Source organism: Streptomyces sp. NPDC059454 (assembly GCF_042749965.1).
Taxonomy (GTDB): Bacteria; Actinomycetota; Actinomycetes; order Streptomycetales; family Streptomycetaceae; genus Streptomyces.
The window spans coordinates 1-24,699 of record NZ_JBHYVC010000006.1; the positions used below are offsets into that span (position 1 = coordinate 1).

18 protein-coding genes and 5 pseudogenes are annotated in these 24,699 nt (G+C 68.9%); 10 read left to right on the top strand and 13 right to left on the bottom strand.

Annotation, left to right across the window (positions count from 1 at the left end; genetic code table 11):
• Positions 1–42: 42 nt before the first annotated feature.
• Entirely contained in the window at positions 43–186 is a 144-nt protein-coding gene (locus ACFXAE_RS05740; protein WP_384709045.1) for an ester cyclase, read from the bottom strand.
• Between ACFXAE_RS05740 and ACFXAE_RS05745 the strand changes: the two are divergent.
• Positions 186–644 (top strand): annotated as a pseudogene (locus ACFXAE_RS05745) (alpha/beta hydrolase); the annotation flags it as partial. The gene ACFXAE_RS05740 and the pseudogene ACFXAE_RS05745 sit on opposite strands and share 1 nt — an antisense overlap.
• Positions 645–789: 145 nt before the next feature.
• Here the strand turns inward: ACFXAE_RS05745 and ACFXAE_RS05750 are convergent.
• The 6 genes and pseudogenes from ACFXAE_RS05750 to ACFXAE_RS05775 all read right to left on the bottom strand — a co-directional run.
• Positions 790–879: pseudogene (locus ACFXAE_RS05750) on the bottom strand (ATP-binding protein); the annotation flags it as partial.
• Positions 880–897: 18 nt separating this feature from the next.
• Positions 898–1,557 carry a nucleotidyl transferase AbiEii/AbiGii toxin family protein gene (locus ACFXAE_RS05755; protein ID WP_384709048.1) on the bottom strand — a complete coding sequence of 220 codons (660 nt, stop codon included), beginning with the start codon at positions 1,555–1,557 and terminating at the stop codon, positions 898–900.
• A gap of 15 nt (positions 1,558–1,572) precedes the next feature.
• Complete coding sequence (locus ACFXAE_RS05760) at positions 1,573–1,965, bottom strand: hypothetical protein (protein WP_384708514.1); 393 nt, start codon at positions 1,963–1,965, stop codon at positions 1,573–1,575.
• A 448-nt stretch (positions 1,966–2,413) separates the two neighbouring features.
• A pseudogene (locus ACFXAE_RS05765) lies at positions 2,414–3,252 on the bottom strand (transposase); the annotation flags it as partial.
• 359 nt (positions 3,253–3,611) lie between these two features.
• Positions 3,612–3,986 (bottom strand): peptidase inhibitor family I36 protein, encoded by a 375-nt coding sequence (locus ACFXAE_RS05770; RefSeq protein ID WP_384708516.1) that lies wholly within the window; start codon positions 3,984–3,986, stop codon positions 3,612–3,614.
• 809 nt (positions 3,987–4,795) lie between these two features.
• Entirely contained in the window at positions 4,796–5,434 is a 639-nt protein-coding gene (locus ACFXAE_RS05775) for a TetR/AcrR family transcriptional regulator C-terminal domain-containing protein (RefSeq protein ID WP_384708520.1), read from the bottom strand.
• A gap of 983 nt (positions 5,435–6,417) precedes the next feature.
• On the opposite strand from ACFXAE_RS05775, the gene ACFXAE_RS05780 reads away from it, so the two are divergent.
• The 5 genes from ACFXAE_RS05780 to ACFXAE_RS05800 all read left to right on the top strand — a co-directional run bounded on the left by ACFXAE_RS05780 (position 6,418) and on the right by ACFXAE_RS05800 (position 11,076).
• Positions 6,418–7,635 (top strand): FAD-dependent monooxygenase, encoded by a 1,218-nt coding sequence (locus tag ACFXAE_RS05780; protein WP_384708523.1) that lies wholly within the window; start codon positions 6,418–6,420, stop codon positions 7,633–7,635.
• 5 nt (positions 7,636–7,640) lie between these two features.
• Positions 7,641–8,840 carry an FAD-dependent monooxygenase gene (locus ACFXAE_RS05785; RefSeq protein ID WP_384708526.1) on the top strand — a complete coding sequence of 400 codons (1,200 nt, stop codon included), beginning with the start codon at positions 7,641–7,643 and terminating at the stop codon, positions 8,838–8,840.
• 870 nt (positions 8,841–9,710) lie between these two features.
• Positions 9,711–10,079: a beta/gamma crystallin domain-containing protein gene (locus ACFXAE_RS05790; RefSeq protein ID WP_384708529.1), complete on the top strand. Its 369-nt coding sequence runs from the start codon at positions 9,711–9,713 to the stop codon at positions 10,077–10,079.
• Positions 10,080–10,468: 389 nt separating this feature from the next.
• Positions 10,469–10,594, top strand: coding sequence for a hypothetical protein (locus tag ACFXAE_RS05795; RefSeq protein WP_384708532.1), 126 nt, complete (start codon positions 10,469–10,471; stop codon positions 10,592–10,594).
• A gap of 215 nt (positions 10,595–10,809) precedes the next feature.
• On the top strand, positions 10,810–11,076 hold the full coding sequence (locus ACFXAE_RS05800) for a hypothetical protein (protein WP_384708535.1): 267 nt from the start codon (positions 10,810–10,812) through the stop codon (positions 11,074–11,076).
• Positions 11,077–11,259: 183 nt separating this feature from the next.
• Here the strand turns inward: ACFXAE_RS05800 and ACFXAE_RS05805 are convergent.
• A pseudogene (locus ACFXAE_RS05805) lies at positions 11,260–11,418 on the bottom strand (transposase); the annotation flags it as partial.
• Between the two features lie 112 nt (positions 11,419–11,530).
• Here ACFXAE_RS05805 and ACFXAE_RS05810 point away from each other — a divergent pair.
• Positions 11,531–11,785, top strand: a complete 255-nt coding sequence (locus ACFXAE_RS05810; RefSeq protein WP_384708537.1) for a hypothetical protein — start codon at positions 11,531–11,533, stop codon at positions 11,783–11,785.
• Positions 11,786–11,981: 196 nt separating this feature from the next.
• Here the strand turns inward: ACFXAE_RS05810 and ACFXAE_RS05815 are convergent, their stop codons facing one another.
• Positions 11,982–13,511, bottom strand: a complete 1,530-nt coding sequence (locus ACFXAE_RS05815) for a UDP-N-acetylglucosamine 1-carboxyvinyltransferase (RefSeq protein WP_384708540.1) — start codon at positions 13,509–13,511, stop codon at positions 11,982–11,984.
• Positions 13,512–13,575: 64 nt separating this feature from the next.
• A complete protein-coding gene (locus ACFXAE_RS05820) occupies positions 13,576–13,782 on the bottom strand; it encodes a DUF4236 domain-containing protein (protein ID WP_384708543.1) in 207 nt (68 codons plus the stop codon).
• A gap of 390 nt (positions 13,783–14,172) precedes the next feature.
• Here ACFXAE_RS05820 and ACFXAE_RS05825 point away from each other — a divergent pair, with 390 nt between their 5' ends.
• The gene (locus ACFXAE_RS05825) at positions 14,173–15,063 is read left to right on the top strand and encodes an aminoglycoside phosphotransferase family protein (RefSeq protein ID WP_384709050.1); all 891 of its coding nucleotides are present in this window, start codon (positions 14,173–14,175) and stop codon (positions 15,061–15,063) included.
• A 242-nt stretch (positions 15,064–15,305) separates the two neighbouring features.
• On the opposite strand, the gene ACFXAE_RS05830 is transcribed toward ACFXAE_RS05825, so the two are convergent.
• On the bottom strand, positions 15,306–15,830 hold the full coding sequence (locus ACFXAE_RS05830) for a TnsA-like heteromeric transposase endonuclease subunit (RefSeq protein WP_384708546.1): 525 nt from the start codon (positions 15,828–15,830) through the stop codon (positions 15,306–15,308).
• A gap of 295 nt (positions 15,831–16,125) precedes the next feature.
• Here ACFXAE_RS05830 and acnA point away from each other — a divergent pair, with 295 nt between their 5' ends.
• Together acnA and ACFXAE_RS05840 are read left to right on the top strand one after the other, a co-directional pair.
• Positions 16,126–18,849, top strand: coding sequence for an aconitate hydratase AcnA (gene acnA / locus ACFXAE_RS05835; RefSeq protein ID WP_384708549.1), 2,724 nt, complete (start codon positions 16,126–16,128; stop codon positions 18,847–18,849).
• Between the two features lie 269 nt (positions 18,850–19,118).
• Positions 19,119–20,213: a lytic polysaccharide monooxygenase gene (locus ACFXAE_RS05840; protein WP_384708552.1), complete on the top strand. Its 1,095-nt coding sequence runs from the start codon at positions 19,119–19,121 to the stop codon at positions 20,211–20,213.
• A gap of 63 nt (positions 20,214–20,276) precedes the next feature.
• Here the strand turns inward: ACFXAE_RS05840 and ACFXAE_RS05845 are convergent.
• Positions 20,277–20,486, bottom strand: a pseudogene (locus tag ACFXAE_RS05845) (acetylxylan esterase); the annotation flags it as partial.
• 111 nt (positions 20,487–20,597) lie between these two features.
• On the bottom strand, positions 20,598–24,401 hold the full coding sequence (locus tag ACFXAE_RS05850; protein ID WP_384708555.1) for a GH92 family glycosyl hydrolase: 3,804 nt from the start codon (positions 24,399–24,401) through the stop codon (positions 20,598–20,600).
• Positions 24,402–24,699 lie beyond the last annotated feature (298 nt).

The window sequence follows — 24,699 nt, forward strand, 5'->3', positions numbered from 1 at the left end:
GTCCCGGGAGATCCCGGGACGCCGCGCCGACGCCGGCTGAGGTCAGGCGGCCGGCTGCCGCAGCAGGTCGGACGAGTCGTGCAGCGCCGTCATCTGTACGAAGCGACCATCGCTGACCTTGTACAGGGCGCACTCGGTGATCTCGAAGGAGGCGCCGGAGGGAGGAACGCCGAGCCACTCCTTCAGACGAGGTGCAGGCCGGTGAGATCGCGGGGCCGCAGGTCGACGAGGAGTGGATCACCGTCTCCGGCAGCCCGACCGGCAGTGTCCGGTCCCGTATCGTCCGCCCGGCCGGCGCCACCGGCACCCTGCCCGTCATCCTCCACATCCACGGCGCCGGCTGGGTGTTCGGCAACGCCCACACCCACGACCGCCTGGTCCGCGGACTCGCCACCGGCGTGAACGCCGCCGTCGTCTTCCCCGAGTACGACCTCTCTCCCGAGGCCCGCTACCCCGTCGCCATCGGGCAGAACTACGCCGTCGCCCAGTGGGTCGTCCGCGAAGGCGCGAACAACACCTGGACGCCTCGCGCATCGTGGTCGCGGGTGACTCCGTGGGCGGCAACATGAGCGCCGCCCCGACCCTGACGGCCAAGGAACGCGGCGACGTCCCGCTGGTGCAGCAGGTGCTGTTCCACCCGGTCAGGGAAAGGCTCATGTCCGGCACCAACCTGCGCGACTTCTACGAGCGCTACGTCGACGCGCTCGACGCGCGCGAGTTCGACCGCGTGGACGAGTTCGTCCACGAATCCATCGTCATGCACAGCGAGCCGAGTTCCCGCGCGGCGGGGAGCCGGACGTGGAAGTCCCGTCCGGCGATGTGCTCGTGCTGCACGGCGTTGGCGGTCAGTTCGGCGCTGATCAGGGTGAGGGTGTCGTTGCTCTGATTCGGACGTGATTACTCGATGTCCGGATCATCGGCCTCTTCGAGGAGACGGGCCGCCAGGTCGTCGGCCCACTCCACGGCCCAGGCGCGGAGAGCGGTGATGGTGGCGTCATCGAGCCCGTAGGCGGCGAAGGCTTCGTCGTCGGTCCACTCGGCGCCCGTGAGGTTCGACTGCAGGTCCTCGCGCTCGAAGCGGCCTCGGGCGTGGCGGCGGCCGAACTCCTCGAGCTCGGCGTTGGTCCAGCGGTGGGAGGCCGCGAACACGTCGATCAGGTCGCGGGGCGCTCCGCGGTCGGCGAGGGCGCGAACCTTGGTTCCGATCACGTCCTCCTCCGCGAGGACGGGCCCGTACGGACTCTGGGCGACAGGCCGCCAGAAGATTTCCTTGAGGACGTCGACTTCGCATTCCTGCCCAGTGGCCGGATCGGCCACGGTGAAGCGGGCGGACAGCGGGGCGGTCTCCAGCGCGTGCACCTTCCAGCCGCGGGCTTCCAGGCCGGCGCGGAGCGTGGCGGCGATGTCGGCCATGGGCGCCGGGTTCTCGGTGGCGACGTCGAGGTCCTGGCTGGGGCGGTTGACGAGGTGGTGCGCCCGCACGGCATACCCGCCGGTGAGGACCAGGGGATACGGGGAGCCGAGGGCGATCACATCCACCAGGAGCCGCGCGTGCAGCTCCGGGCATGTCCGTCACGCGGCGGCCCGGGTGCGGGAGGCGAGCTGTGGGAAGGCGTCTTCCCACACGGTGCGCACGGTGCGGCCGACGAGTGTGCGCAGCACCGGCCACAGCTGGAGGAGCAGGCCCTGGTTGAGGTAGCGGGGCAGATCGTCGTGCAGGCCCTCGTGCAGGACGGTGCGGTACAGACCCATGCGCTGGCGCGGCTTGCCCAGGTCGTACGACGTCATCCCGGACCAGGCCATGTGCAGCGGTAGTTCCACGACCCCCTGGGTGGGGCCGCGCAACTCGTCCAGCGACTCCGGCAGGCGCCGCCGGAACTTCTCCCGGTACAACGCGAGATCCTCAGCGGCCGCGTCCGAGAGGCCGCTCGGCGCGGGTGTGGGGCGCTGTGGGGTGGAGGGCATGCCTCCATTATGACCGTAGGGGAGCGGTCAGGGGCATGATGCGCGAGCTTGCCTCCGCAGTGAGCGGGACGGGCTCGTGGAGGGTGTCTGGGCGTGACAGCAAGGCGGTGAGTCGAGAACCCGGCCCGGCCTGTTCTCGTTCGTGAGTCGCTCAGGTCGACGCCCGTCCGGTGACCCATCGCATGTAATGACGGGCAATCCGTCCCTCAGCTCCTGGGAGCGGCAGTCTCCTGGCTCGGCCCAAAAGTCCCTGAGAAGTCCCACAGACGGAGCCGAGTCCCCTCTTGGCTCGCATACGTGCAGGTCAGGAGGGGAATCGCGTTACCTTTCCTTAGAGCTTTCAGATGTCCCGGGAGAGCCAGCCAGCTTTGTGACCTGCGGCGATGGGTGATCAGGCGCTGCTGACCTGCAGAAATGGCCTGGGTGAGGCCGGCGTCGACGGCTGCGCGGTCGAGCGCGAGGCCGTAATGCGGCGCAGGGCCTCGGATTCGCGGGTGCGCGCGTAGCGCTTGACGGTGTTGAGGGGCAGGTTCAGGCGGTGGGCGCATTCGAGCAGGGCGGCGCCCTTGCCGAGGAGGCCGTGGATCTGGTGCCGGCGTTCGCGGGTGGTCTGCTCGTGGACGCCGGCCGGGCGGGGCGGGTTCGCGGTGGCCCGGCGGGCGCTGTGGGAGCGGACCTCGGCCAGGGTCGTCTCGCGCAGGTTCTTCCACAGGTGCCGGCGGTCGTTGACCTGCACCGCGTCGGGCAGGGCACGGCGCACGGCCTCGCCGTAGGCGCCGGAGCCGTCGCGGCAGACGATCTCGAGACCACGATGCTTGCGCAGCCGCCTCTCCTGGGCGTCGGCGCCGCGGCCCGGGAGTACGTCGATGCGTTCGCCGGTGTCGGCATCGATCAGGACGGTCGCGTAGCGGCGGCGGTGTTTGAGCGCGAAGTCCTCGACGCCGAGGACGCGCGGCACCCGCACCACGGGCAAGGGCAGGCGGGCCATAAGTCGCAGGGCGGTCGAGCGGGATATCGCCGCAGCCAGGACACGGGAGAGGCGGGCGCCCGCCCGGCCCGCCAACTCCTTCACACCTCACCGACCTGGTCGGCGAGGCGCCGGACCCGCACCGGTACCACGACCCGCCTGCCGTCCGCGATCGTACGTCGGTGGATGCCGTGACCCGCCCCGTCGGCTGCCCGCACACCGGGCACCGCACCGGCTCCTTCCGTGTCCGGGCCCGCACCCGGATGACCTCACCCTCGTCCGCCACCCTCCACGACCAGCAACGCCAGTCCCGAAAACACCACACCCACAAGCTCGTTGACATCTCGCATGCAACATCAACGACAACCGTCGCCCTTCGTCCCCCCGATTACGGGACAGAGCCGCTCGTTTGACAGACCGACGGTGATCAGGTGGGAGTACAGGCGCAGACCCGCCGACGTGAAGCAGCTCCCCACGTCGACCCAGGGTGGGGAGCTGCTTCATACCAGGGGGGGGCGGGGCCGACCTCGAGTACGCGGCGTCCGGCGGCCGGACGCGGCTCCGGTTCGCCAGGGTTGTCGGCGGGAGTGGGTCCGGTGCCCAGCGGTCCCCGGTCCGGTCCGGCCTCCCAGCGGTCCTGGCGGGGCGGGCGGTTGAGGGGTTCGGTCAGCCAGCCGGCTCAGCCCCCGCAGCCACCGTACTCAAGGGAGCTCACTGCGTTGTCGTAGAGGAACAGAAGTTCCTGCTTCCCACCCGGCGGGATGGTGTAGTGGTAGCCGCGGTAGTCGGCATCGGTGTAGACGCAGACGAACCCCTCGCCGCGGTTCCACACCGAGCTGGCTCGGTCGTTCCACGCCCAGCCGATGTTGGGGATGTCCACCCGATACTGGAGCTGCAGGTTGCTCCCGGTGAGGTTGTGGCCGTCATAGAGGCAGATCTGGCCCTCTTCACAGCGGGTCACGGGTTCATCGGCCGATGCGGTTCCCGGAGCCGCCAGTACGGCGGTGGAGGCGAGGACTGCTCCTGCTAACGAGGTCTTGAATGCCAGGCTCATGACTACCCTTTCCCCTTGTTGCGCGTTGGTATCCGTGGAAGCGCGGTCATGTCCCGCCTCCTACTGCCCGGGGCTTGACCCGAGATCGTGGACACCGGTTCGTGCCGCGGTGGTCAGCGTAACTGATCTTTGTTCGAAGGCGTTTCGGGCTGATCCGGCCGATGCAGGAGTGCCTCCTCCTGGTGTCCTGGCGGGTGGCCCATCGGAAGGGGCCGCTCGGGCGTCTGGCCGGTGTTCCCTTCCCTGAAGCGTCTCGCGTGTCATGGCTGCGCCACTGACTTCGGCTCGCCAGGTTCGACGAAGTCCCTGATGGGCCTGGGGCGGTGGCTGTATCCCGTGGTGTGTGAGATATGCGGATGGGGGCGGGCTGACTGTCGCGGGACGTCGGCGCCGTGAGTCGGTGCGGATGCAGGCGGCTGAGTTGTTCGAGCAGAGGATCAAGCCGTTGGAGGGCGCGGCGCCTGTGGGGGAGTCGGGAGTCGGCCTATCAGTGGCGCCAGTTGTGACGGGACGGATGTGGCCAACAGCCCCACCGCGATCCCGGCGAGCAGCGTGCGCGCGACCGTCATGACCCCGCCCGAAAATTACGGTGCGATCGGCGGCCTGGTGGCGGTCGTGCTCTGCGTCGGGTCGGTCGCGCTCAACTTCGTCGGCGTGATGCCGCTCAACGCGACAGCCACCGACTCGCTCGTCGCGGCGGGTCGCCGCGAACTCCCTGGCCGGGGTGCAGCTCTACATCCTGATGGGTGGCGCGGCGCTCGTCGCGGCCGCGGTGCTCGCGACGGTGCTGGTGCGCAGGCGCGGGTGAGTCACGTGTCCAGCCGGGCGGCGATCCCGTCGAGGACCATGCCGAGGAGCCGTTCGAACCGCCGGTCGCCGTCGTCGTGGAGGTGCCCGGCCTCCTTGACCAGTGACGCACCTTCGCCGAGCCAGGCGTCGCGCTGTTCGATCGAGTAGCGCGACGGATCGGTCCCGGCGGCCTGGCGCCTCTCCTGCTCCTCGATGACGAAGCCGACGACGAACGCGGTGACCAGGTCGATGGCGTCGTCCGCGTCGGTGGGCTTCCAGCCGGACGCGGTCCAGCGTTCGAACAACGGCTCCTTCATGCGGACCACGTCCGGGTCGGTGATCCGGGTGCCGCTGAAGATGCGGGCCCCGTCGCGGTGGAGCAGGTACTCCGAGCGCAGCACGCGGGAGTAGGCGGCGAGGTCGTCGCGCCACCCGTCGCCCGGCGGGACCGCGGCGAGGGCGCCGGCCACGCGGCGCATGACCTCGGTGGCCATTTCGTCGAGCAGCTCCTGTTTGTTGCGCACGTGCCAGTAGAGGGCGGAGGCGCGGACGTCCAGCCGGGAGGCGAGCGCGCGGACGGTGAGGGCGTCCATGCCCTGGTCGTCGAGGAGTTCGAGCGCCGCCGTGACGATCTGCTCCCGGGTGATGCCCTTGGTCATGATTGACACCTTAACAGTGTTCAGGCATGCTGGCCAAGGCGCTGAACTTAGTTAAGGAGAGCCCGTGATGAGTGCTGCAGTCGTCACCGCCCCCGATGCGTCGCCCGTCTGCGCCGACTTGCCCGAGCCGACGGTTCCGCCCGGTTCCGGGCCCCTGCACCTCGTCGGAGCCGACCTGGATAACAAGGTGCGCGGGCCGACCACCTGGCGGCACTACGGCCGTGGCCGGCTGAGGTATCCGCCGGTACGGGCGACTGGTCTGCACCGGGTGCGCGCGTCCGCCCTTCGGGACGATGGCCGAGCGGCTGGTCGCTCCCTTCCAGGCGGAGGTCCGGCGGGGGCGGATCCACTCGTGATCGCCGCGGGCATGAACCCCGGCCCGTCGGGCTGGATGGTTCTCACCGCGCGACGCAAGGAAGTGGGGGCGTCGGGCACCGTGCTGGTGCTGGGCGCCACGGGATGTCGGGCAGCCTCGCCGTGCAGGGGGCGCCGGCGTTCGGGGAGGAACTGGAGCGGCTGCGCGGCGCGGGAGCGACGACCGTGTCGCCGGCCCAGGAGGGGCCCGACGGTCTGGAGCAGGCTCTGGCCGATGCGGTGTCCGAGACGTCGCCCGGTCTCGTGCCGGACTGCCTGTGGGGGCCCGTCACCGAGGCCGCCTTCGCCGCAGCGGCGAGGACACCGAGGCGAATACGGCCTACGTGTGGATCGGCTCGCTCGCGGGCCTGGAGGCGTCGCTGCCCGCGGACCTGCTGCGCGGCCGGCGAATCCGGATCACCGGGAGCGGCGTCGGATCGCGGTCAGCCGGGGAGACGCTCGCCGAGGCGCCCGAAGTCATGGCCCACTTCGCCGTCGGGCCCCTGCCTGGACCGCGTTCCCGCTGAGCCGGGTCGGTGAGGCATGGGCACACACCGGCCGCAGCCGCGCCGTCGTCGTGCCGGATTGAGCCGTCCATTCAACAGAACGTGATCGGAGAAAGGAAAGCCATGCAGAAGAGGGCATTAGTGGTGGGGCTCGGGATAGCGGGGATGTCCGCGGCGATCGGGCTGCGCCGGGCCGGTTGGACGCCTGTGATCGTCGAACGGGCACCCGAGCGACGTACCGGGGGCTACTTCATCTTCATGTTCCCGGAGGGTGTGCGGGCCGCGGCCGACCTGGGGATCGCCGACCACCTGCACATCCGCAACCCGGAATGGCGACCGGGCGGGAACTCGTGGTCGGTGGATCGCAGGGGCAGGCGGAAGCCGGCTCTGGGACTGCTGGACGCGCCCAGCGGGCTGGCAGCGGTGCTGCGCGGCGACATCGAGGCCGCGTTGTGGCAGGGCATCACCGGCGACGGGACCGAGGACGCGGTCGAGGTGCGGTTCGCGACCACTCCGGTCGAGATCACCGAGGGCGCCGGCGGCGTGCGGGTCCTGCTCGAGGACGCCGGCACCGGGAAGCAGTACCACGAGGACTTCGATCTCGTGGTCGGCGCCGACGGTATGCGCTCGAGCGTGCGCCGGATGGTGTTCGGTCCGGACGAGGACTACCTGGCGAACTGGAAGGCGATGATCTGCGCGTTCCAGATGAAGGAGCAGGTGCCTTCCTACGAGGCGAGCGACAGCATCATCGTCTCGCGCCCCAAGCGTGCGATGTGGGTGTTCGGACTCGCCGACCACGCGCCCTGCGCGTGGCTGACCTACCGCACCGAGGACATCCCGGACCGGTTCGCCGGGTCGTCGATCGAGCAGGTGCGCGCGGCCTTCTCCGGGATGGACGACGACCCCGTGGTGCGCCACGTCCTGGACTCCCTGGAGCAGGCCCCTGACCACGTGTTCGACTCGATCCACCAGGTGAAGATGGACCGGTGGAGTACGGGGCGGGTCGTGCTGGTGGGGGACGCGGCCTGGTGCATGAACACCTACTCGGCCATGGGCTCCTCGTCCTCGCTGCGCGGCGGCGCCGCACTGGGCGCGGCCCTGCAGGAGCACCCCGGCGACCTCGCCGCCGCCCTGGACGCCTGGGAGGCCGGCCTGCGTCCCTACATCACCAGCCAGCGGCGTTCCGCACGGATCAAGCAACAGCGGTTCGTACCGTCCAGCCGCCCGGTCCAGGTGCTGGTTTCGGGCGTTCTCGATCTGGTCCGCAGGGTCGTCCACCGCCGGCTGGCGGCGGAGTTCACCGCGGCGGCGGCCGCTGTCCCGTCCGGCACGGCGCGGTGACGGCCGTGCGGAAGAGGGCGTTGGTGGTGGGGCTCGGGATAGCGGGGATGTCCGCGGCGATCGGGCTGCGCCGGGCCGGTTGGACGCCGGTGATCGTCGAACGGGCGCCCGAGCGGCGCACCGGGGGCTACTTCGTCGGGCTGTTCCCGGAGGGCCGGCAGGCCGCGGTCGACCTGGGCATCGCCGACCACCTGCACACCCGCAACCCGGAACGGGCGGCCGGCACGAGTGCGTGGTCGGTGGATCGCCGGGGCAGGCGCAGGCCGGCTCTGGGATTCCTGGACCAGCCCGGAGGGCCGGCAGCGGTGCTGCGCGGCGACATCGAGGCCGCGCTGTGGCAGAGCATCACGGGTGTCGAGGTGCGGTTCGCGACCACTCCGGTCGAGATCACCGAGGGTCCTGCCGAGGTGCAGGTCCTGCTCGAGAACGCCGGCACCGGGAAGCAGTACCGCGAGAGCTTCGACCTGGTGGTCGGCGCGGACGGGATGCGCTCGAGCGTGCGCCGGATCGCGTTCGGTCCGCACGAGGACCACCTGACCACGTGGAACGCGATGATCTGCGCCTTCCAGCTGAAGGAGCAGGTGCCCACGTACGAGGCGAGCGACAGCATCATCATCGCGCGCGCCAAGCGGGCGGTGTGGGTGTTCGGGCTCGCCGACCACGCGCCCACCGCGCTGCTGACCTACCGGACAAGGGACATCCAGGAGCAGTTCAGCGGGTCGCGGGTCGAGCGGCTGCGCGCGGTCTTCTCCGGGATGGACGACGACCCCGTGGTGCGCCACGTCCTGGACTCCCTGGAAGAGGCCCCTGACCACCTGTTCGACTCGGTGCACCAGGTGCGGATGCCGCGGTGGAGCACGGGGCGGGTCGTGCTGGTGGGGGACGCGGCCTGGTGCATGAACCTCTACTCGGGCATGGGCGCCACGTCCTCGCTGCGCGGCGGCGCCGCACTGGGCGCGGCCCTGCAGGAGCACCCCGACGACCTCGCCGCCGCCCTGGACGCCTGGGAGGCCGGGCTGCGTCCGTTCATCACCAAGCACCAGCGCACCGCGCGGCTCAAGCAGCAGATGTTCGTCCCGTCCAGCCGTCGGGCCGAGGCGCTGCGCTCGGTCCTCGTCGGTCTGGCCCGCAGGATCCGCGGCCGCCAGCCGGCGACGGAGGCGGGCGGGCCGCAGGCCATGGCGCGGTCCGGCACGTCGTGGTGACGACGGTGTCCGCGTCGACGAGGGACGATCCGTGTCGCCGGAGCCTGGTGCGCTGCGGGCATCGTGGTGGCCGGGGGGCTCGCGCCCCTGCTCGTGACGGATTCGGCCCTGCCGATGATGCCGGGGATGCTCGGTCTGATCCTCTTTCTGCTCGTGCACGGCAGCATGACTTACGGCTGGCGCGGTGCCCTGGAGTTCTTCGCCGGCGCGTACCCGGTGGCGTTCGCGTTCGAGGCGCCGGCCCCACGACGGGCCCCGTCCGGAGATCCTCGGCGTCCGGCCCACGGTGCCGCCCTGGCCGTCGCGCTCGGCGGTGCCTGCCTGGCCGGCGTCGGCCCGCCGCGGGCCGGGCCGGGCCGGGCGTGTCCGGTCCGGTGGCCTTGGACCCGACCGTCTCCCGTCTCATCGGCACACTCGCCGGCCCGCAGAAATCGGACCAGCATGACGAGGAGACATCCGTATTGGCGTCAACAGCCATGGTCTCGCACCTCGGGCCTGCTCGCCCTTATTTCCTGTCCCCCCGGTCCTTTCCCCGAGGAAAGAGGGCATTTCCTGGGACAATGCGTATCGAGAAGTGAGAACAACAGGCCAAGCATAGGTCGCCGGGTGGCGTCATTTTCACGCGGCGTGCACCGGTCGGCCGCATCGGGCGCCGACGTGTCAAAAGCCGGGGCCATTACAGGACGCCGGCGGCTCCGGCGCGACCTCAGTACAACCCCAATGCCATTGCGGAAAACCGCCGTTGACAATCATAGGGCCATGCTTTTAGCGTGAAAATCGCATACCGGCAGGCGAAACGCCCGTCAATTTTGTTGAGCCACGACAAGCTCTCGCCGGACGGCCGGTACCCCCAAAAAAAGGAGTCAGAGGATGCTGTCCAGGAAACTGCGTCTCGCCCTTCCAGTAGCCGCGGCCGCCGTCATGGCCGTCGTCATGCCGGCCGGAACAGCACACGCCATCGACAAGGTCAACTGCGGCCCGTCCGACTATCTGCGAGCCGATGTGCACGGCCAGGACTACATCGGCTCTTTCAACTTGAGTTTCTGCTTCGCCAACAAGGGCACCTACAACTTCGCAGCGAGCGGGCCGGGCACCGCCGTGTGGGTCGACAAGATCTCCACCGGAAACAACAGGGTCAAGTACCACGACGTGAACGGGACGACCGTCACCTACCCCAAGCACTACATCATCACCTTCCCCAACAGGCCGCCCCACGTCGACTGGATCGAAATCCTGTGACGGAGTGGCGTGCCGCTGCCGGCTTCGCTCACCCCGCTACCCGGCAGCGGTACCCGTTCAGCGTGAAGTCGTGCGACACCGGGCCGCCTTGGCCTCGCGCCTTCGCGAGTGTGCCTTCACGGAACACGCGCGCCGTCGATGGGCGCTGAAGAACCCCTGATTGTGGGAAAGGGCGAGGAACATCCTCCTGTCCATGCCCAGTCGGCATGGACAGGGGTGCTCGCATCGGCATCACCGGCCGGACCGATCCACTGGTTGGATCACCGAAGAACGTCCGACGTGCCGACCGGACGGAGCGCCGCGCGGACAAGTCGCCCCTCACTGTGCCGAACCCCGTTGCCGTCACCGGATGCGCGACCGCGGACCGTCGACACCACGAAGGAGACAGGATGCGCATCGGACTTGCAGGCGGCCGCCTGGTGCTGGGCGTCGGCGTCAGCCACCAGGCCGTCGTCGAAGGCCAGTACGACTACTCCATGTCGCGTCGTCGGGCGGGCGGGTGCAGAGGCCGATGATCCGCGGCCCAAGGAGCAGGGCTTGTCACTGACCGGCCCGGGCGGGCTGGTGCAGCAGCTGAACCGGACGGTGCTGGAGACCTCCCGGTAGGAGGGAATGACCGGACATCCGGCTATGAGAAGCACGACGCCTAGCCAGAGGCGGTCTGCCGGCAACGTCCGTAACAGAACGCGACGCAAGGCCGTGCTCACCGAGTATTGATCGACCCGAACTGATGGCAACCCAGGTGTGCCGCCGAATTGAGGACGATGCTGCGGCGCACTCATCGAGAAACGAGGAGAAAATGCTGAAAACGCCGGTGCGCAAGAACCTGGCCATCGGGCTGGTGATCACGACCTTCATGACGACGCTGATGGTGGTTATGGCGGACGACGGCAGCAAGATGGAGGAATTCAGGATGTCGCTGATGGTGGGCTTTTTGGTGACGGGGGCGGTGACAGGGGGTACCTGGTTGCTGCAGCGGAAACGTTCGGCATCGTGACGGGCGTTGGAGCACGGGCCCTGCACGTGCCGGCGCTCCCACAGCATCACCTTGTCAGTGAGCCTCTTTCATCCTGTGGTGACCGGTGAAATATGCTGGTGAGCGGCTGTGGTGGCGAGGCAGGGTCACGTTCCTTCCGGTGGTGTAGGCGATCAGTTGCCTGATGCGGCGAGGGAAGGCGATCCATTCGTTGGGGAGTTCGGCGAGGACCGGGGTCGCGAGGCGAGGGACGGCGAGCGGGTTGGGGAAGACCTGGACGACGTCGGTGCGGCGTTTGATTTCCCGGTTCAGCCGTTCCAGCGGGTTCGTGGACTGGATCTTCTTCCAGTGCTGGTGCGGGAAGTCTGGCCCGATCCGTTCGTGGAGCCGATTTTCGTGGCGATGCTGGAAGCGTCGGGGGTCCACTCCGTCTCCGACGGCTGATGTCCACAAGAACGGGGTGGAAGAGGCGAGGGTGCGCGAAGCGCTGTTCGGCCTCGGAGCCTACGTCGGAAAGGTCCTGGTCCGACGGACCGGCGCGACGTGGATCGACTTCGACGCCGACCAGCGGTCCTACTTCGGGGAGCCGACCGGGGTACGCATGCCGGACGGCCGGGTGTGGAACCCCTTGGGCAAGGTCCGCAACTGTTTCGCGGTGGGAAGCTCCCCGGAATCGCTCCGCACGTTTTATCCGACCCTGCATGGCAGGGCTCCGGGGCCAGTGGCCTGACACCGAGAGGAAAGCCGGCGCCCTGCCCGTGCCCGACACGTGCAGCGCCGGGCAATCCGTCCTCAGCCTCTGAAACCGACAGTCTCCCGGCTCGACCTGAAAGTCCCTGAGAAGTCCCACAGACCGAGCCGAACCCCCTCCTGGCTTGCATAAGTGCTGGTCAGGAGGGGCTTCGTGCTGTCTTTTCCTAGAGACTTCAAATGTCCCGGAAGATCTCGATCTGTGCCCCGATCGAGTTCAGCCGCTCCGCCAGGTCCTCGTAACCGCGGTTGATGACGTACACGTTGCGCAGCACGGACGTGCCCTCCGCCGCCATCATCGCCAGCAGGACGACCACGGCCGGGCGCAGCGCCGGCGGGCACATCATCTCCGCGGCGCGCCAGCGGGTCGGGCCCTCGACCAGGACGCGGTGCGGGTCGAGCAACTGGAGGCGGCCGCCGAGGCGGTTGAGGTCGGTCAGGTAGATGGCGCGGTTGTCGTAGACCCAGTCGTGGATGAGGGTCTTGCCCTGGGCCGTCGCCGCGATCGCCGCGAAGAACGGGACGTTGTCGATGTTCAGGCCCGGGAACGGCATCGGGTGGATCTTGTCGATCGGCGCCTCCAGCTTGGAGGGGCGGACGGTGAGGTCCACCAGGCGCGTACGGCCGTTGTCGGCGAAGTACTCCGGCGTGCGGTCGTGGTCGAGGCCCATCTCCTCCAGGACCGCGAGCTCGATCTCCAGGAACTCGATGGGCACCCGGCGGACCGTCAGCTCCGACTCCGTCACCACGGCCGCGGCCACCAGGCTCATCGCCTCGACCGGGTCCTCGGAGGGGGAGTAGTCCACGTCGACGTCGATGGTGGGCACGCCGTGCACGGTGAGCGTGGTGGTGCCGATGCCGTCGACCTTGACGCCCAGCGTCTCCAGGAAGAAACACAGGTCCTGGACCATGTAGTTGGAGGACGCGTTGCGGATGACGGTCGTGCCGTCGTGGCGCGCGGCGGCGAGCAGCGCGTTCTCGGTGACCGTGTCCCCGCGCTCGGTCAGCACGATCGGGCGGTCGGGCGCGACGGAACGGTCGACCACCGCGTGGTACTGGCCCTCCGTCGCGGCGATGTCCAGGCCGAACCGGCGCAGCGCGATCATGTGCGGCTCGACGGTGCGCGTGCCGAGGTCGCAGCCGCCGGCGTACGGCAGCATGAAGCGGTCCAGGCGGTGCAGCAGCGGGCCGAGGAACATGATGATGGAGCGGGTGCGGCGGGCGGCGTCCGCGTCGATGGCCGGGAGGTCCAGCTCGGCCGGCGGCACGATCTCCAGGTCGACGCCGTCGTTGATCCAGCGGGTGCGTACGCCGATGGAGTTCAGCACCTCCAGGAGGCGGTAGACCTCCTCGATGCGGGCGACGCGGCGCAGCACGGTGCGCCCCTTGTTGAGCAGCGAGGCGCACAGCAGTGCCACGCACGCGTTCTTGCTCGTCTTCACGTCGATGGAGCCGGAGAGCCGGCGGCCGCCCACCACGCGCAGATGCATCGGACCGGCGTAGCCCAGCGAGACGATTTCGCTGTCCAGGGCTTCGCCGATCCGGGCGATCATCTCAAGGCTGATGTTCTGGTTGCCGCGCTCGATCCGATTGACGGCGCTCTGGCTGGTGTTGAGCGCCTCGGCGAGCTGCGTCTGCGTCCACCCGCGGTGCTGCCGGGCGTCACGGATGAGCTTGCCGATGCGTACGAGGTAGTCGTCTGACATGAGGATGAGGTTATCTCAGATATGAGATGGTGCCTCCTGGGGGGTCCATTCGGGTGACGTGACGTCAGTGTCCCCTGGTCCGGCGGGCCCGAGTGGTCCGACGCCACCCGAAAGGTCCGGGCAAATCCATCGATGTCGTACGACGTCCCGTACTGCTACGGGTGTGGCGAGGGCCGTTCCCGCCGCCGGTGGTGATGGACCACGACTTCTTGTTGATGTTCAGCCGCACCCCCGGAAGGATCCGGAAACTCTTGCGAAACGTGAGCGGCATTCCTGTGCCCCTTTCCCGTCCGGAACTGACTTCGTCTCAGTCGGTTACCCCGCTCGGGCGCACTGATGGCATGCGGTGGCGGCGTGGCGGCGGAAGGGCGGGGTGAGGCACGGCGTGCCGGGTGTCCTTTGACGGCGAAGTTGGTCGGTTGCGATGCCCTGACCTTGAGCGACTCGACTGGTTCGATGGCGAACGATCGCTCTCGGCGGGTGCCTCTCGTGTCCCGTCCCGGGTGATCCGGTCCGAAGCCGCAGCTGTGACCTGGGGCGACCGGAACGGTCGGGACACCTGGGTGGCCGAGAAAATCCCGGTTGATCCGGGACCTGGCGTCTGGATACTGGCTGTCGTCCCAGTTCGAACTGGACAGTGGAAGGGCCTGCGAGATTGACCATGCACGAGGACCAAGTGGACGTGACCACCGACATCGTTGCGACCTTGATCCAAGAACAGTTCCCTCAGTGGAGCGGCAAGGCGATCCGACCCCTGTCGTCGACCGGGACGGTCCACGCCATCTTCCGCATCGGGGACGACCTCTCCGCACGTTTCCCGCTGCGTCTGACCGATGCCGCGGAGGCGCTGGCGGTTCTGGAACGGGAAGCCCGGGCGAGCGCGGAGCTGGCACAGGTGTCTCGGTTCCCCGTTCCGGAACCCGTCGCCCTGGGAAAGCCTGGAGCGGGTTGTCCCATGCCGTGGTCGGTCCAGACGTGGCTGCCGGGAACGGTCGCCTTCGATGCCGACCCGAGTGGGTCGGACGCTTTCGCCGAGGACCTCGCGGCCTTCATCGCAGCCCTGCGGGAAGCCGAGACGCGGGGTCGGCTTTTCAGCGGCGACAATCGCGGCGGCGTTCTCGCTCACCACGACGCCTGGATGGAGAAGTGCTTCGAGGCGAGCCAGGGGCTGCTGGACGTGCCCCGGCTGCGCCGACTGTGGAGCCGCTTCCGGGAGTTGCCGCGCACAAGTGCCGACGTGATGAGCCACGGCGACCTGATTCCCGGCAATGTGCTCGTCGCGGGAGACCGGCTCGGCGGCGTCCTCGACACCGGCGGATTCGGCCCGGCCGACCCCGCGCTGGATCTGGTCAGCGCCTGGCACCTGTTGCGGCCGGGCCCACGGGAAGTGCTCCGGCGGACACTGGCCTGTGACGATCTGGAGTGGGAGCGCGGCAAGGCATGGGCGTTCGAACAGGCGATGGGGCTCGTCTGGTACTACGTCGAGAGCAATCCGACGATGAGCCGAATGGGGCGCCGGACACTCGACCGCATTCTGGAGTCGACGAAGTGATGTCGCCCCGGTCGTAGGCCGCGACAGAGACGACCGCTTGCCACCCTCACCGGAACAGCACCGACATGAACAGGTCGGCTGAGGCGGGACATCTCTGCTCGATTCGGGAAATCACTGAAAGTGACCCTGCGGAGAGCGGCCGCATCCGCGCCGGCCATCAGTGGGACCGGTGTCGCGAAGATCTCCCGGAGTCGGTCCACGACCGGCCCACGCCGGCACCGGGGACGCCGGTGGCGCGACGGTCACCGCACGTTCGCCGGCAGCACTTCCTCCGGAACCCCGACCCGCTCGAAGCCCCACCCGGCTTGACGGCGGGCCAGGCGCGTCACCTCGAACGCTTTCGTGTCTCTCGGCTCGATCCGCTCATCGGCACGGACGTCGACGACCACCGCCGAGCCATCCGTGCGGCGCACGAAGCAGTCCGGGCACGCGCGCGTGGCGGCGCTCACGCTCGCCGTCATGGCCGGTGCAACCAGAACGGCTGCGAGGCGATCCCCACCACCCCCGGGATCGAAGTACCTCAGCACAAGCCGGTCCCGTTCCGGCCACGACTCGAAACCGACGTGCCGCCCGGTCGTCGCCGCCCGGTGCCGGCCCGGGAAGTGGCGCTCACCGCGCGACCGGCGAAACGGCCGCACCGCGGGCACGTCCTCGAACCGAACCGTCACGCAGTCCAACAGCGGACGCCGCCGACACGCGCGCACAGCATCCACGTACGACGGCTCGACGTACGGCTCGGTGAGATCCACCCCGACCGGTACGGCCACCCGGCACCCCCGGTACGTCCCCTCGTGCGACCGGGTTCGCCGGCAAGGAAGCCCGAACGACGGGGTTCGCTGCCAAACGCCTCGGTATGGATGACAGCGGAGAGCCGGGCCCGGGCATGACCATTCGGCCCTCGTGTATTAGAGTTATCTCGACATCGAGATATCTGCCGAGGCGCACCGCAGCCGCCACCCTGGTAAGGGCTACCTAACTTAGTCTTACCTTAGCGGACAGGCCAGGGCGGCGTGGCGGCAGGATGCGGTGGTACGTACGCGCACATCAATGAAGGAGACTGTCGTGTCGGCGAACAGCTTCGACGCCCGCAGCACGCTGCAGGTGGGCGACGAGTCGTACGAGATCTTCCGGCTGGACAAGGTCGAGGGCTCCGCGCGCCTTCCCTACAGCCTGAAGGTGCTGCTGGAGAACCTGCTCCGCACCGAGGACGGCGCGAACATCACCGCCGACCACATCCGCGCCCTGGGCGGCTGGGACTCCCAGGCCCAGCCGTCGCAGGAGATCCAGTTCACGCCGGCCCGCGTGATCATGCAGGACTTCACCGGCGTCCCCTGTGTCGTGGACCTCGCCACCATGCGTGAGGCCGTCAAGGAGCTCGGCGGCGACCCGAACAAGATCAACCCGCTCTCCCCGGCCGAGATGGTCATCGACCACTCCGTCATCGCCGACAAGTTCGGCACCAACGACGCCTTCAAGCAGAACGTCGACCTGGAGTACGGCCGCAACCGCGAGCGCTACCAGTTCCTGCGCTGGGGCCAGACCGCCTTCGACGACTTCAAGGTCGTCCCGCCCGGCACCGGCATCGTCCACCAGGTGAACATCGAGCACCTGGCCCGTGTCGTCATGGTCCGCGACGGCAAGGCCTACCCCGACACCCTGGTCGGCACCGACTCGCACACCACCATGGTCAACGGCCTCGGCGTGCTCGGCTGGGGCGTCGGCGGCATCGAGGCCGAGGCCGCGATGCTCGGCCAGCCGGTCTCCATGCTGATCCCGCGCGTCGTCGGCTTCAAGCTCACCGGTGAGCTCAAGCCCGGCACCACCGCCACCGACCTGGTGCTCACCATCACCGAGATGCTGCGCAAGCACGGCGTCGTCGGCAAGTTCGTCGAGTTCTACGGCGAGGGCGTGGCCGCCACCTCCCTGGCCAACCGCGCCACCATCGGCAACATGTCGCCGGAGTTCGGCTCCACCGCCGCGATCTTCCCCGTGGACGACGAGACGCTGAACTACATGCGCCTGACCGGCCGCAGCGACCAGCAGGTCGCGCTCGTCGAGGCGTACGCCAAGGAGCAGGGCCTCTGGCTGGACCCGCAGGCCGAGCCGGACTTCTCCGAGAAGCTCGAGCTGGACCTCTCCACCGTCGTCCCCTCCATCGCCGGCCCGAAGCGCCCGCAGGACCGCATCGTCCTTGCCGACGCCAAGGCCCAGTTCGCCCAGGACGTGCGCAACTACGTCAAGGACGGCGGCGACGTCGACGAGGCGAGCAAGGAGTCCTTCCCGGCCTCCGACGCCCCGGCCATCTCCAACGGCGCGCCCTCGCACCCGGTCGAGGTCACCGCAGCCGACGGCACGACCTACACGCTGGACCACGGCGCGGTGACGGTCGCGGCCATCACCTCCTGCACCAACACCTCCAACCCGTACGTCATGGTCGCCGCCGCGCTGGTGGCCAAGAAGGCGGTGGAGAAGGGCCTGACCCGCAAGCCGTGGGTCAAGACCACCCTCGCCCCGGGTTCCAAGGTCGTCACCGACTACTTCGAGAAGGCGGGCCTCACCCCGTACCTCGACAAGGTCGGCTTCAACCTCGTCGGCTACGGCTGCACCACCTGCATCGGCAACTCCGGTCCGCTGCCGGAGGAGGTCTCCAAGGCGGTCAACGAGCACGACCTCGCCGTCACCTCGGTGCTCTCCGGCAACCGCAACTTCGAGGGCCGGATCAACCCCGACGTCAAGATGAACTACCTGGCGTCCCCGCCGCTGGTCGTCGCCTACGCGCTCGCCGGTTCCATGAAGGTGGACATCACCCGCGAGGCCCTCGGGTACGACCAGGACAACAACCCGGTCTTCCTGAAGGACATCTGGCCCTCCGAGGCCGAGGTCAACGACGTCGTGGCGAACGCCATCGGCGAGGACATGTTCGCCAAGTCCTACGCCGACGTCTTCGCCGGTGACGCCCAGTGGCAGGCGCTGTCCATCCCGACCGGTGACACCTTCGAGTGGGACGCCGAGTCCACCTACGTGCGCAAGCCCCCGTACTTCGAGGGCATGGGCATGGAGCCGGCCCCGGTCGAGGACATCTCCGGCGCCCGTGTGCTCGCGAAGCTGGGCGACTCGGTCACCACCGACCACATCTCCCCGGCCGGCGCCATCAAGGCCGACACCCCGGCCGGCAAGTACCTCACGGAGCACGGCATCGAGCGCCGCGACTTCAACAGCTACGGCTCGCGCCGCGGCAACCACGAGGTCATGATCCGCGGTACGTTCGCCAACATCCGCCTGCGCAACCAGATCGCGCCGGGCACCGAGGGCGGCTACACCCGCGACTTCACCCAGGACGGCGGTCCGGTGTCGTTCATCTACGACGCCTCCCGCAACTACATCGAGCAGGGCATCCCGCTGGTCGTCCTGGCCGGCAAGGAGTACGGCTCCGGTTCGTCCCGCGACTGGGCCGCCAAGGGCACCGCGCTGCTCGGCGTCAAGGCCGTCATCGCCGAGTCCTACGAGCGCATCCACCGCTCGAACCTCATCGGCATGGGCGTCCTGCCGCTGCAGTTCCCCGAGGGCCACACCGCCGAGTCCCTCGGCCTGACCGGCGAGGAGGCCTTCTCCGTCGCCGGCGTCACCGAGCTGAACGAGGGCACCACCCCGCGCACGGTGAAGGTCACCACCGACACCGGTGTCGAGTTCGACGCGGTCGTCCGCATCGACACCCCCGGTGAGGCCGACTACTACCGCAACGGCGGCATCCTGCAGTACGTGCTGCGCAGCCTGATCCGCAAGTAAGCGGTCCGGCAGGGCGGACGAGGGCCGTATCTCCGGTGACGGGGGTACGGCCCTCGCCCTTGTCGATGCCGCCGGCCGGCCTACGGCACAACTCGCCTGTGCGGCAACCGTTTACAATCGCGCCGCCCGGCGCTACCGTCCCCTCACGGGCGAGGTGGGAGCGCTCCCATGCTCAGGTGGACCGGAACCCGCCGTTGGGACCTGCCGCCTCGCCCCTTCCACGCACCCCTGCATGATCCGTCAACCCCACAGTCGCGGACAGGTGTGTCATGATCACAACAAGACCGGGGGGCGAAGCGACTCCCCGATCAGCGCTCCCCAACCGCACCCGAGCCCTCTTCCTCGTCCTGGTCTCCCTGCTCGCCACCGTCCCGGCCATCGGCCTGGTCGTGACGGCGGGCGGTGAGGCGGAAGCCCACGGCACGCCCATGAAGCCCGGCAGCCGCACCTTCCTGTGCTGGCAGGACGCGTTGACCGGCACCGGCGAGATCAAGCCGGTCAACCCGGCCTGCAAGACCGCCGCCCAGGTCAGCGGCACCACACCCTTCTACAACTGGTTCTCCGTCCTGCGCTCCGACGGCGCCGGCCGCACCCGGGGCTTCGTGCCCGACGGGGAGCTGTGCAGCGGCGGGAACACCAGCTTCACCGGGTTCAACACGCCCAGCGCCGACTGGCCGCTCACCCATCTCACCGCGGGCGCGACCGTCGACTTCTCCTACAACGCCTGGGCCGCGCACCCCGGTTGGTTCTACGTGTACCTCACCAAGGACGGCTTCGACCCGACGCGCACCCTCACCTGGGCCGACCTGGAGGAGCAGCCCTTCCTCACCGTCGACCACCCGCCGCTCAACGGGTCCCCGGGCAGTGTCGAGGCCGACTACCGCTGGAGCGGACAGCTCCCGGAGGGCAAGTCCGGCCGCCACGTCATCTACATGGTCTGGCAGCGCTCGGACAGCCAGGAGACCTTCTACTCCTGCTCCGACGTCGTCTTCGACGGCGGCAACGGCGAGGTGACCGGCGTCAAGGACCCCGGAAACCCGACCGACCCCGACCCCGTCCCCGGAGAGTGCACCGCCACCCGCCGTACGACGGGCAGCTGGAGCGGCGGCCACCAGTCCGAGGTGACCGTCACCAACAGCGGCGACGTGCCGATGCTCGGCTGGATGGTCGACTGGACCCTCCCGGACGGCCAGAGCGTCGACAGCCTGTGGAGCGGCAACGCCACCTACGACGGCCAGGACGTGATGGTCCACAACGCCGGTTACAACGGCTCCCTCGATCCGGGGGAGAGCGCGACGTTCGGCTACGTGGTCTCCGGTCCGGGCGGTGACAGTACGACGTCCCTGCCCTGCCGGGTCGGCTGAACCGCCCCCGTGGGCGGCCCCGATGGCGTGTCCGGTCGTCATCGGTGTCGCCCACGGGCCCTTTCAGTCACCCAACAGCAAGGCGAGCCAGTCCAGTTGGCGCCGCACATGCACAGCTTCCCCGCCCTCGTGCCCGTTGAAGGGATAGGCGTGGAGCACCTTGGCCGGATCCCCGCCCGTGCGTTCCGCGTACCGGTGGAACGCCGCGTACGCCCCGCTCGGCGGGCAGACCGTGTCGCGCAGCCCGACCCCGAAGTGGAGGGCACCGGGGGCGCCCTCATTCTGGTGCACCGGAGACCGGAGAGGTACCCGCCGGCCTGCGGAAATCCATGGAAAAGGCGGGCCCGGACAAGGTCCGGACCCGCCATGTGAGCGGAGGTCGGCTCAGCTCAGCAGTTCCACCTCCGCCAGCGTCGCCTCACCGGTCAGCACCAGCCGGTAGTGGCCGTAGGCCTTCGGCCGGTCGACCGAGAAGGCGCGTGTCTGGCGGTCCCAGCGGAAGGACTCGTCCGTCCGCCGGTCGAGGTCCGCCCATGTCGTCCCGTCGGCCGAGCCCTGCAGCACCCAGCCCGTGGGCGCCTTGGCGTGGTCCGAGGAGGTCAGCGTGTACTGCACCGCCTCGGTGTCCCCGGTGACGGGCAGCTCCACGGTGGACACCGTGGCGCCGGTCGCCGACGTGTCGTCGAACAGGGCGCCCTCGCCCTTCAGCGCGTCCTTGCGGGGTGTCGGCACCTCGTCGTCCTTCGTGATCGACACGGGCGCCGCGTTCTTGCCCGTGCCCCACGACGACGGACGCGAGCCCATGTCGAACTCCAGGACACCGCCCTTGGAGATCACCGAGTGCGGCAGCGAAGTGGAGTTCCAGCGCTTGCCGTTGACCTTCAGGCCCTGCACGTAGATGTTCTTCGCGCTGTTCTTCGGCGCCTTGACGACCAGCTCGCGGCCGTTCTCCAGGTGCACGGTCACCTTCTTGAACAGCGGGGAGCCGATGGCGTACTCGCCGCTGCCCATCACCAGCGGGTAGAAGCCGAGCGAGGAGAACAGGTACCAGGCCGACTGCTCGCCGTTGTCCTCGTCGCCGTGGTAGCCCTGGCCGATCTCGCTGCCGGTGTACAGACGGGACAGCACCTCGCGCACGTTCTTCTGCGTCTTCCAGGGCTGCCCGGCCGCGTCGTACATGTACAGGGCGTGGTGCGCGACCTGGTTGGAGTGGCCGTACATGCCCATCCGGACGTCCCGCGCCTCGGTCATCTCGTGGATGACACCGCCGTAGGAGCCCTTGAACTCAGGGGAGGCCGTCTCGGGCGTGGACAGGTACTCGTCGAGCTTGTCACCGAGGCCGTCCCGGCCGCCGTACAGGTTGGCCAGACCGCGGCTGTCCTGCGGGGCGGTGAAGGCGTAGCCCCAGCCGTTGGTCTCCGTGTAGTCGTGGCCCCACACGCGCGGGTCGTACTTCGAGGACTCGACCCGCCAGTCGCCCTTGATGCTCTTGCCCTGGAAGAACCCGGCCTCGGAGTCGAAGAGGTTCACGTAGTCCTGGGCGCGGTCGAGGAAGTACGCGGACTCCTCCTGGTAGCGCTTCTCGCCCGTCTTCTCGTAGAGGGCCTCGCCCATCTTGGCGATGCCGTAGTCGTTGAGGTAGCCCTCCAGCGCCCACGACAGGCCCTCGTGGGTGTCGGTGCCGGTGTAGCCGAGGAACGGAGAGGTCGCCATGCCCTTGCGGCCCACACCGGAGGACGGCGGCACGACGGTGGCGTTCTTCACCGCCGCGTCGTACGCGGCCTCCGCGTCGAAGTCGACGCCCTTGACGTACGCGTCGGCGAACGCGACGTCCGAGGAGGTGCCGGTCATCAGGTCGGCGTAGCCGGGGGAGGACCAGCGCGAGGTCCAGCCGCCGTCCTTGTAGTGCTGCACGAACCCGTCGACCAGCTCACCGGCCTTGGACGGGGTCAGGAAGGAGTACGCCGGCCAGGTGGTCCGGTAGGTGTCCCAGAAGCCGTTGTTGACGTACACCTTGCCGTCGACGATCTTCGCGCCGGTGTGCGTCGGGGTGTCGGCCTTCTCCATCTTCGAGAAGGGAGAGGCGTACATGTACTTCCCGTCGACCTTCTCGTGGCCCGCGTTCGGGTACAGGTACAGCCGGTAGAGGCTGGAGTAGAGGGTGGTCAGCTGGTCGGGGGTGGCGCCCTCGACCTCGACCTTGCCGAGGATGCGGTCCCACTGGCGCTGGGCGCTCTTCCTGACCGCCTCGAAGTCGCGGCCCTCGGGGATCTCCTGGCGCAGGTTGTCCTTCGCCTGGTCGACGCTGATCAGCGAGGTGGCCAGGCGCAGCGTGACCCGGCGGTCGTCGCCCGCGTCGAAGCGCAGGTGGCCCTTGACGCCGCTCGCGTCGCCCCCGGTGACCTTCTGGTCGAACTCGCCGTAGACGAACATCCGGGTCGCGCCCGTGGACAGCCCGGACTTGACGTCCGAGTAGCCGGTGAAGGTGCCGTTCTCCTTGTCGAGGGTCAGGCCGGCCTGGTCGGTGACGTTGTCGAACAGCACGCTCGCGTCGTCACCGGGGTAGGTGAAGCGCATCATCGCCGCGTGGTCCGTCGGCGCCATCTCGGCCTTGAGGCCGTTCTCGAACCGCACGCCGTAGTAGTACGGCCGCGCGGTCTCGTTCTCGTGCCGGAACGCCAGCTCGCGCTCCTCACGGCCGGTTTCCGGGGTGCCGGAGGCGGCCGACGGCATCACCTGGAAGGTCTGCCGGTCACCCATCCAGGGGCTCGGCTCGTGGCTCGCACTGAACGCCTGGATCGTCGGCAGGTTGTCCGCGTTGTTGCCGCGCGCGTAGTCGTACAGCCAGCTCAGCGAACCGGCGTTGGTGACCGGGGTCCAGAAGTTGAACCCGTGCGGCACGGCCGTCGCGGGGAAGTTGTTGCCGCGGGAGAACCCGCCGCTGGAGTTGGTGCCGCGGGTCGTCACCGCGTAGTCGGAGAGGTGGGCCTTCGGCCGCTCCGGCTTCACCGGCTTCAGCACCACGTCGTCCAGCCAGCCGCGGAACCTGGTCTCGCCCTTGGGGGAGTCGTACGCCACCAGGATCCGGTCGACGGTCTTTCCGGCGGCCACCGAACCGATCCGGGAGGCCACGTTGTTCCACTGGTTGACGTAGAGGATCTTCGACGCGCCCTGCCCCCGCGGGGTGAGCGGGAACCCGTGCTGGTCGGTGGCGCGCAGGTCGCTCAGGTAGGTACCGTCGGTGAAAGCGAGGTCGACGGAGACGTTGGTGGAGTCGTAGTCGAGGTCGCCGTCCGCCATCGACGGGAAGACGCGGTACGACAGTTCGGTGTTCCGGTCGACTCTCGTGTTGACGTCGAACACCTTGTTGTAGGAGTAGGCCCGCCCGTCGGCGGTGTGCCGGCCGGCGTACCGCAGGGCGCGCTTCCCGGTGAATCCGGCGCCCGCCTTGGCCGTCGGCGAGCCGGTGGGGCCGCGGTCGACCAGCGAGAGCATGTCCTGCGGAATGGGCGCCTCGTCGTCGCCGGTGGAGAACTGGACGTCGGCGAGCTGGATTATGCCGCCGCTGCCGTTCCTGGTGATCTCCAGCCGGAAGTGCCGGTACTCGGCGACGGCCGCCGCGTCGATGTCGTAGATCTTGGTCTGGAAGCGCTCCGCGAACGTCTCGCCCGAACGGGTGTCGAGGGTCTTCCAGTCCTCGCCGTCGGTGGAGCCCTTGAGGGTCCAGTCCCTCGGGTCCCGCTCGGCGGCGTCGTTGGCGGACGTGAGGGCGTAACGGACCGCCTTGACGGGCGCGTCCAGGTCGAACTCCACCCAGCCGGTGGACTCGAAGGCCAGCCACTTGCTGCTCGGCTCGCCGTCGACGAGGTTCTCCTTCACCTCCCCGCCGCCGGTGTTCTCCGCGCTGGCGCGGACGTCCGTGACATGGTCGGTGACATTGCCCGGAATGCCGGAGCTGTAACCGCCGTCCACACCCGAGGCGCGCTTGTCGCCGCCCGGTGCGGTGTCGACGGTGTTCTGCCAGTCCGGGGCGGGCTCCCCGGACTCGAACGACGACGCGAACCCGCGGTCCGCCTTCGGTGGTGCCTGGGGCAGTGCCACCGCGACGCCCTGGGAACCCGCGGTCAAAGCGAAGGCGGTCGCCGCGACGACCGCCGTACCCCATCTGTGCCGAACCCTGCTGTGCATGCGTGAGTACCCTCCCTGCGCCAGACAACGTTGTCAATCAGCTGCGCAAGGTCCAGTAGTGCGTCAAGTGGCCCGTGGTGTCAAGGGGTTCGAATGCGGCATTCCAGTTCAACGGCAATGATTCCCCCGCCGGGGGCCGATATTTCCGCGAGGTCTCAACTCGGAAAAGACCGGAGGCGAACCTTGCATTCGATCTTGCTCCGGCGGCGTGAAGTGGACTATACCTGTCGGCACTCCGGGGCGTCTTCACCGCACCCGACCTGTACCAGCCGCACTTCCTGCACGACCCAGCGTGACC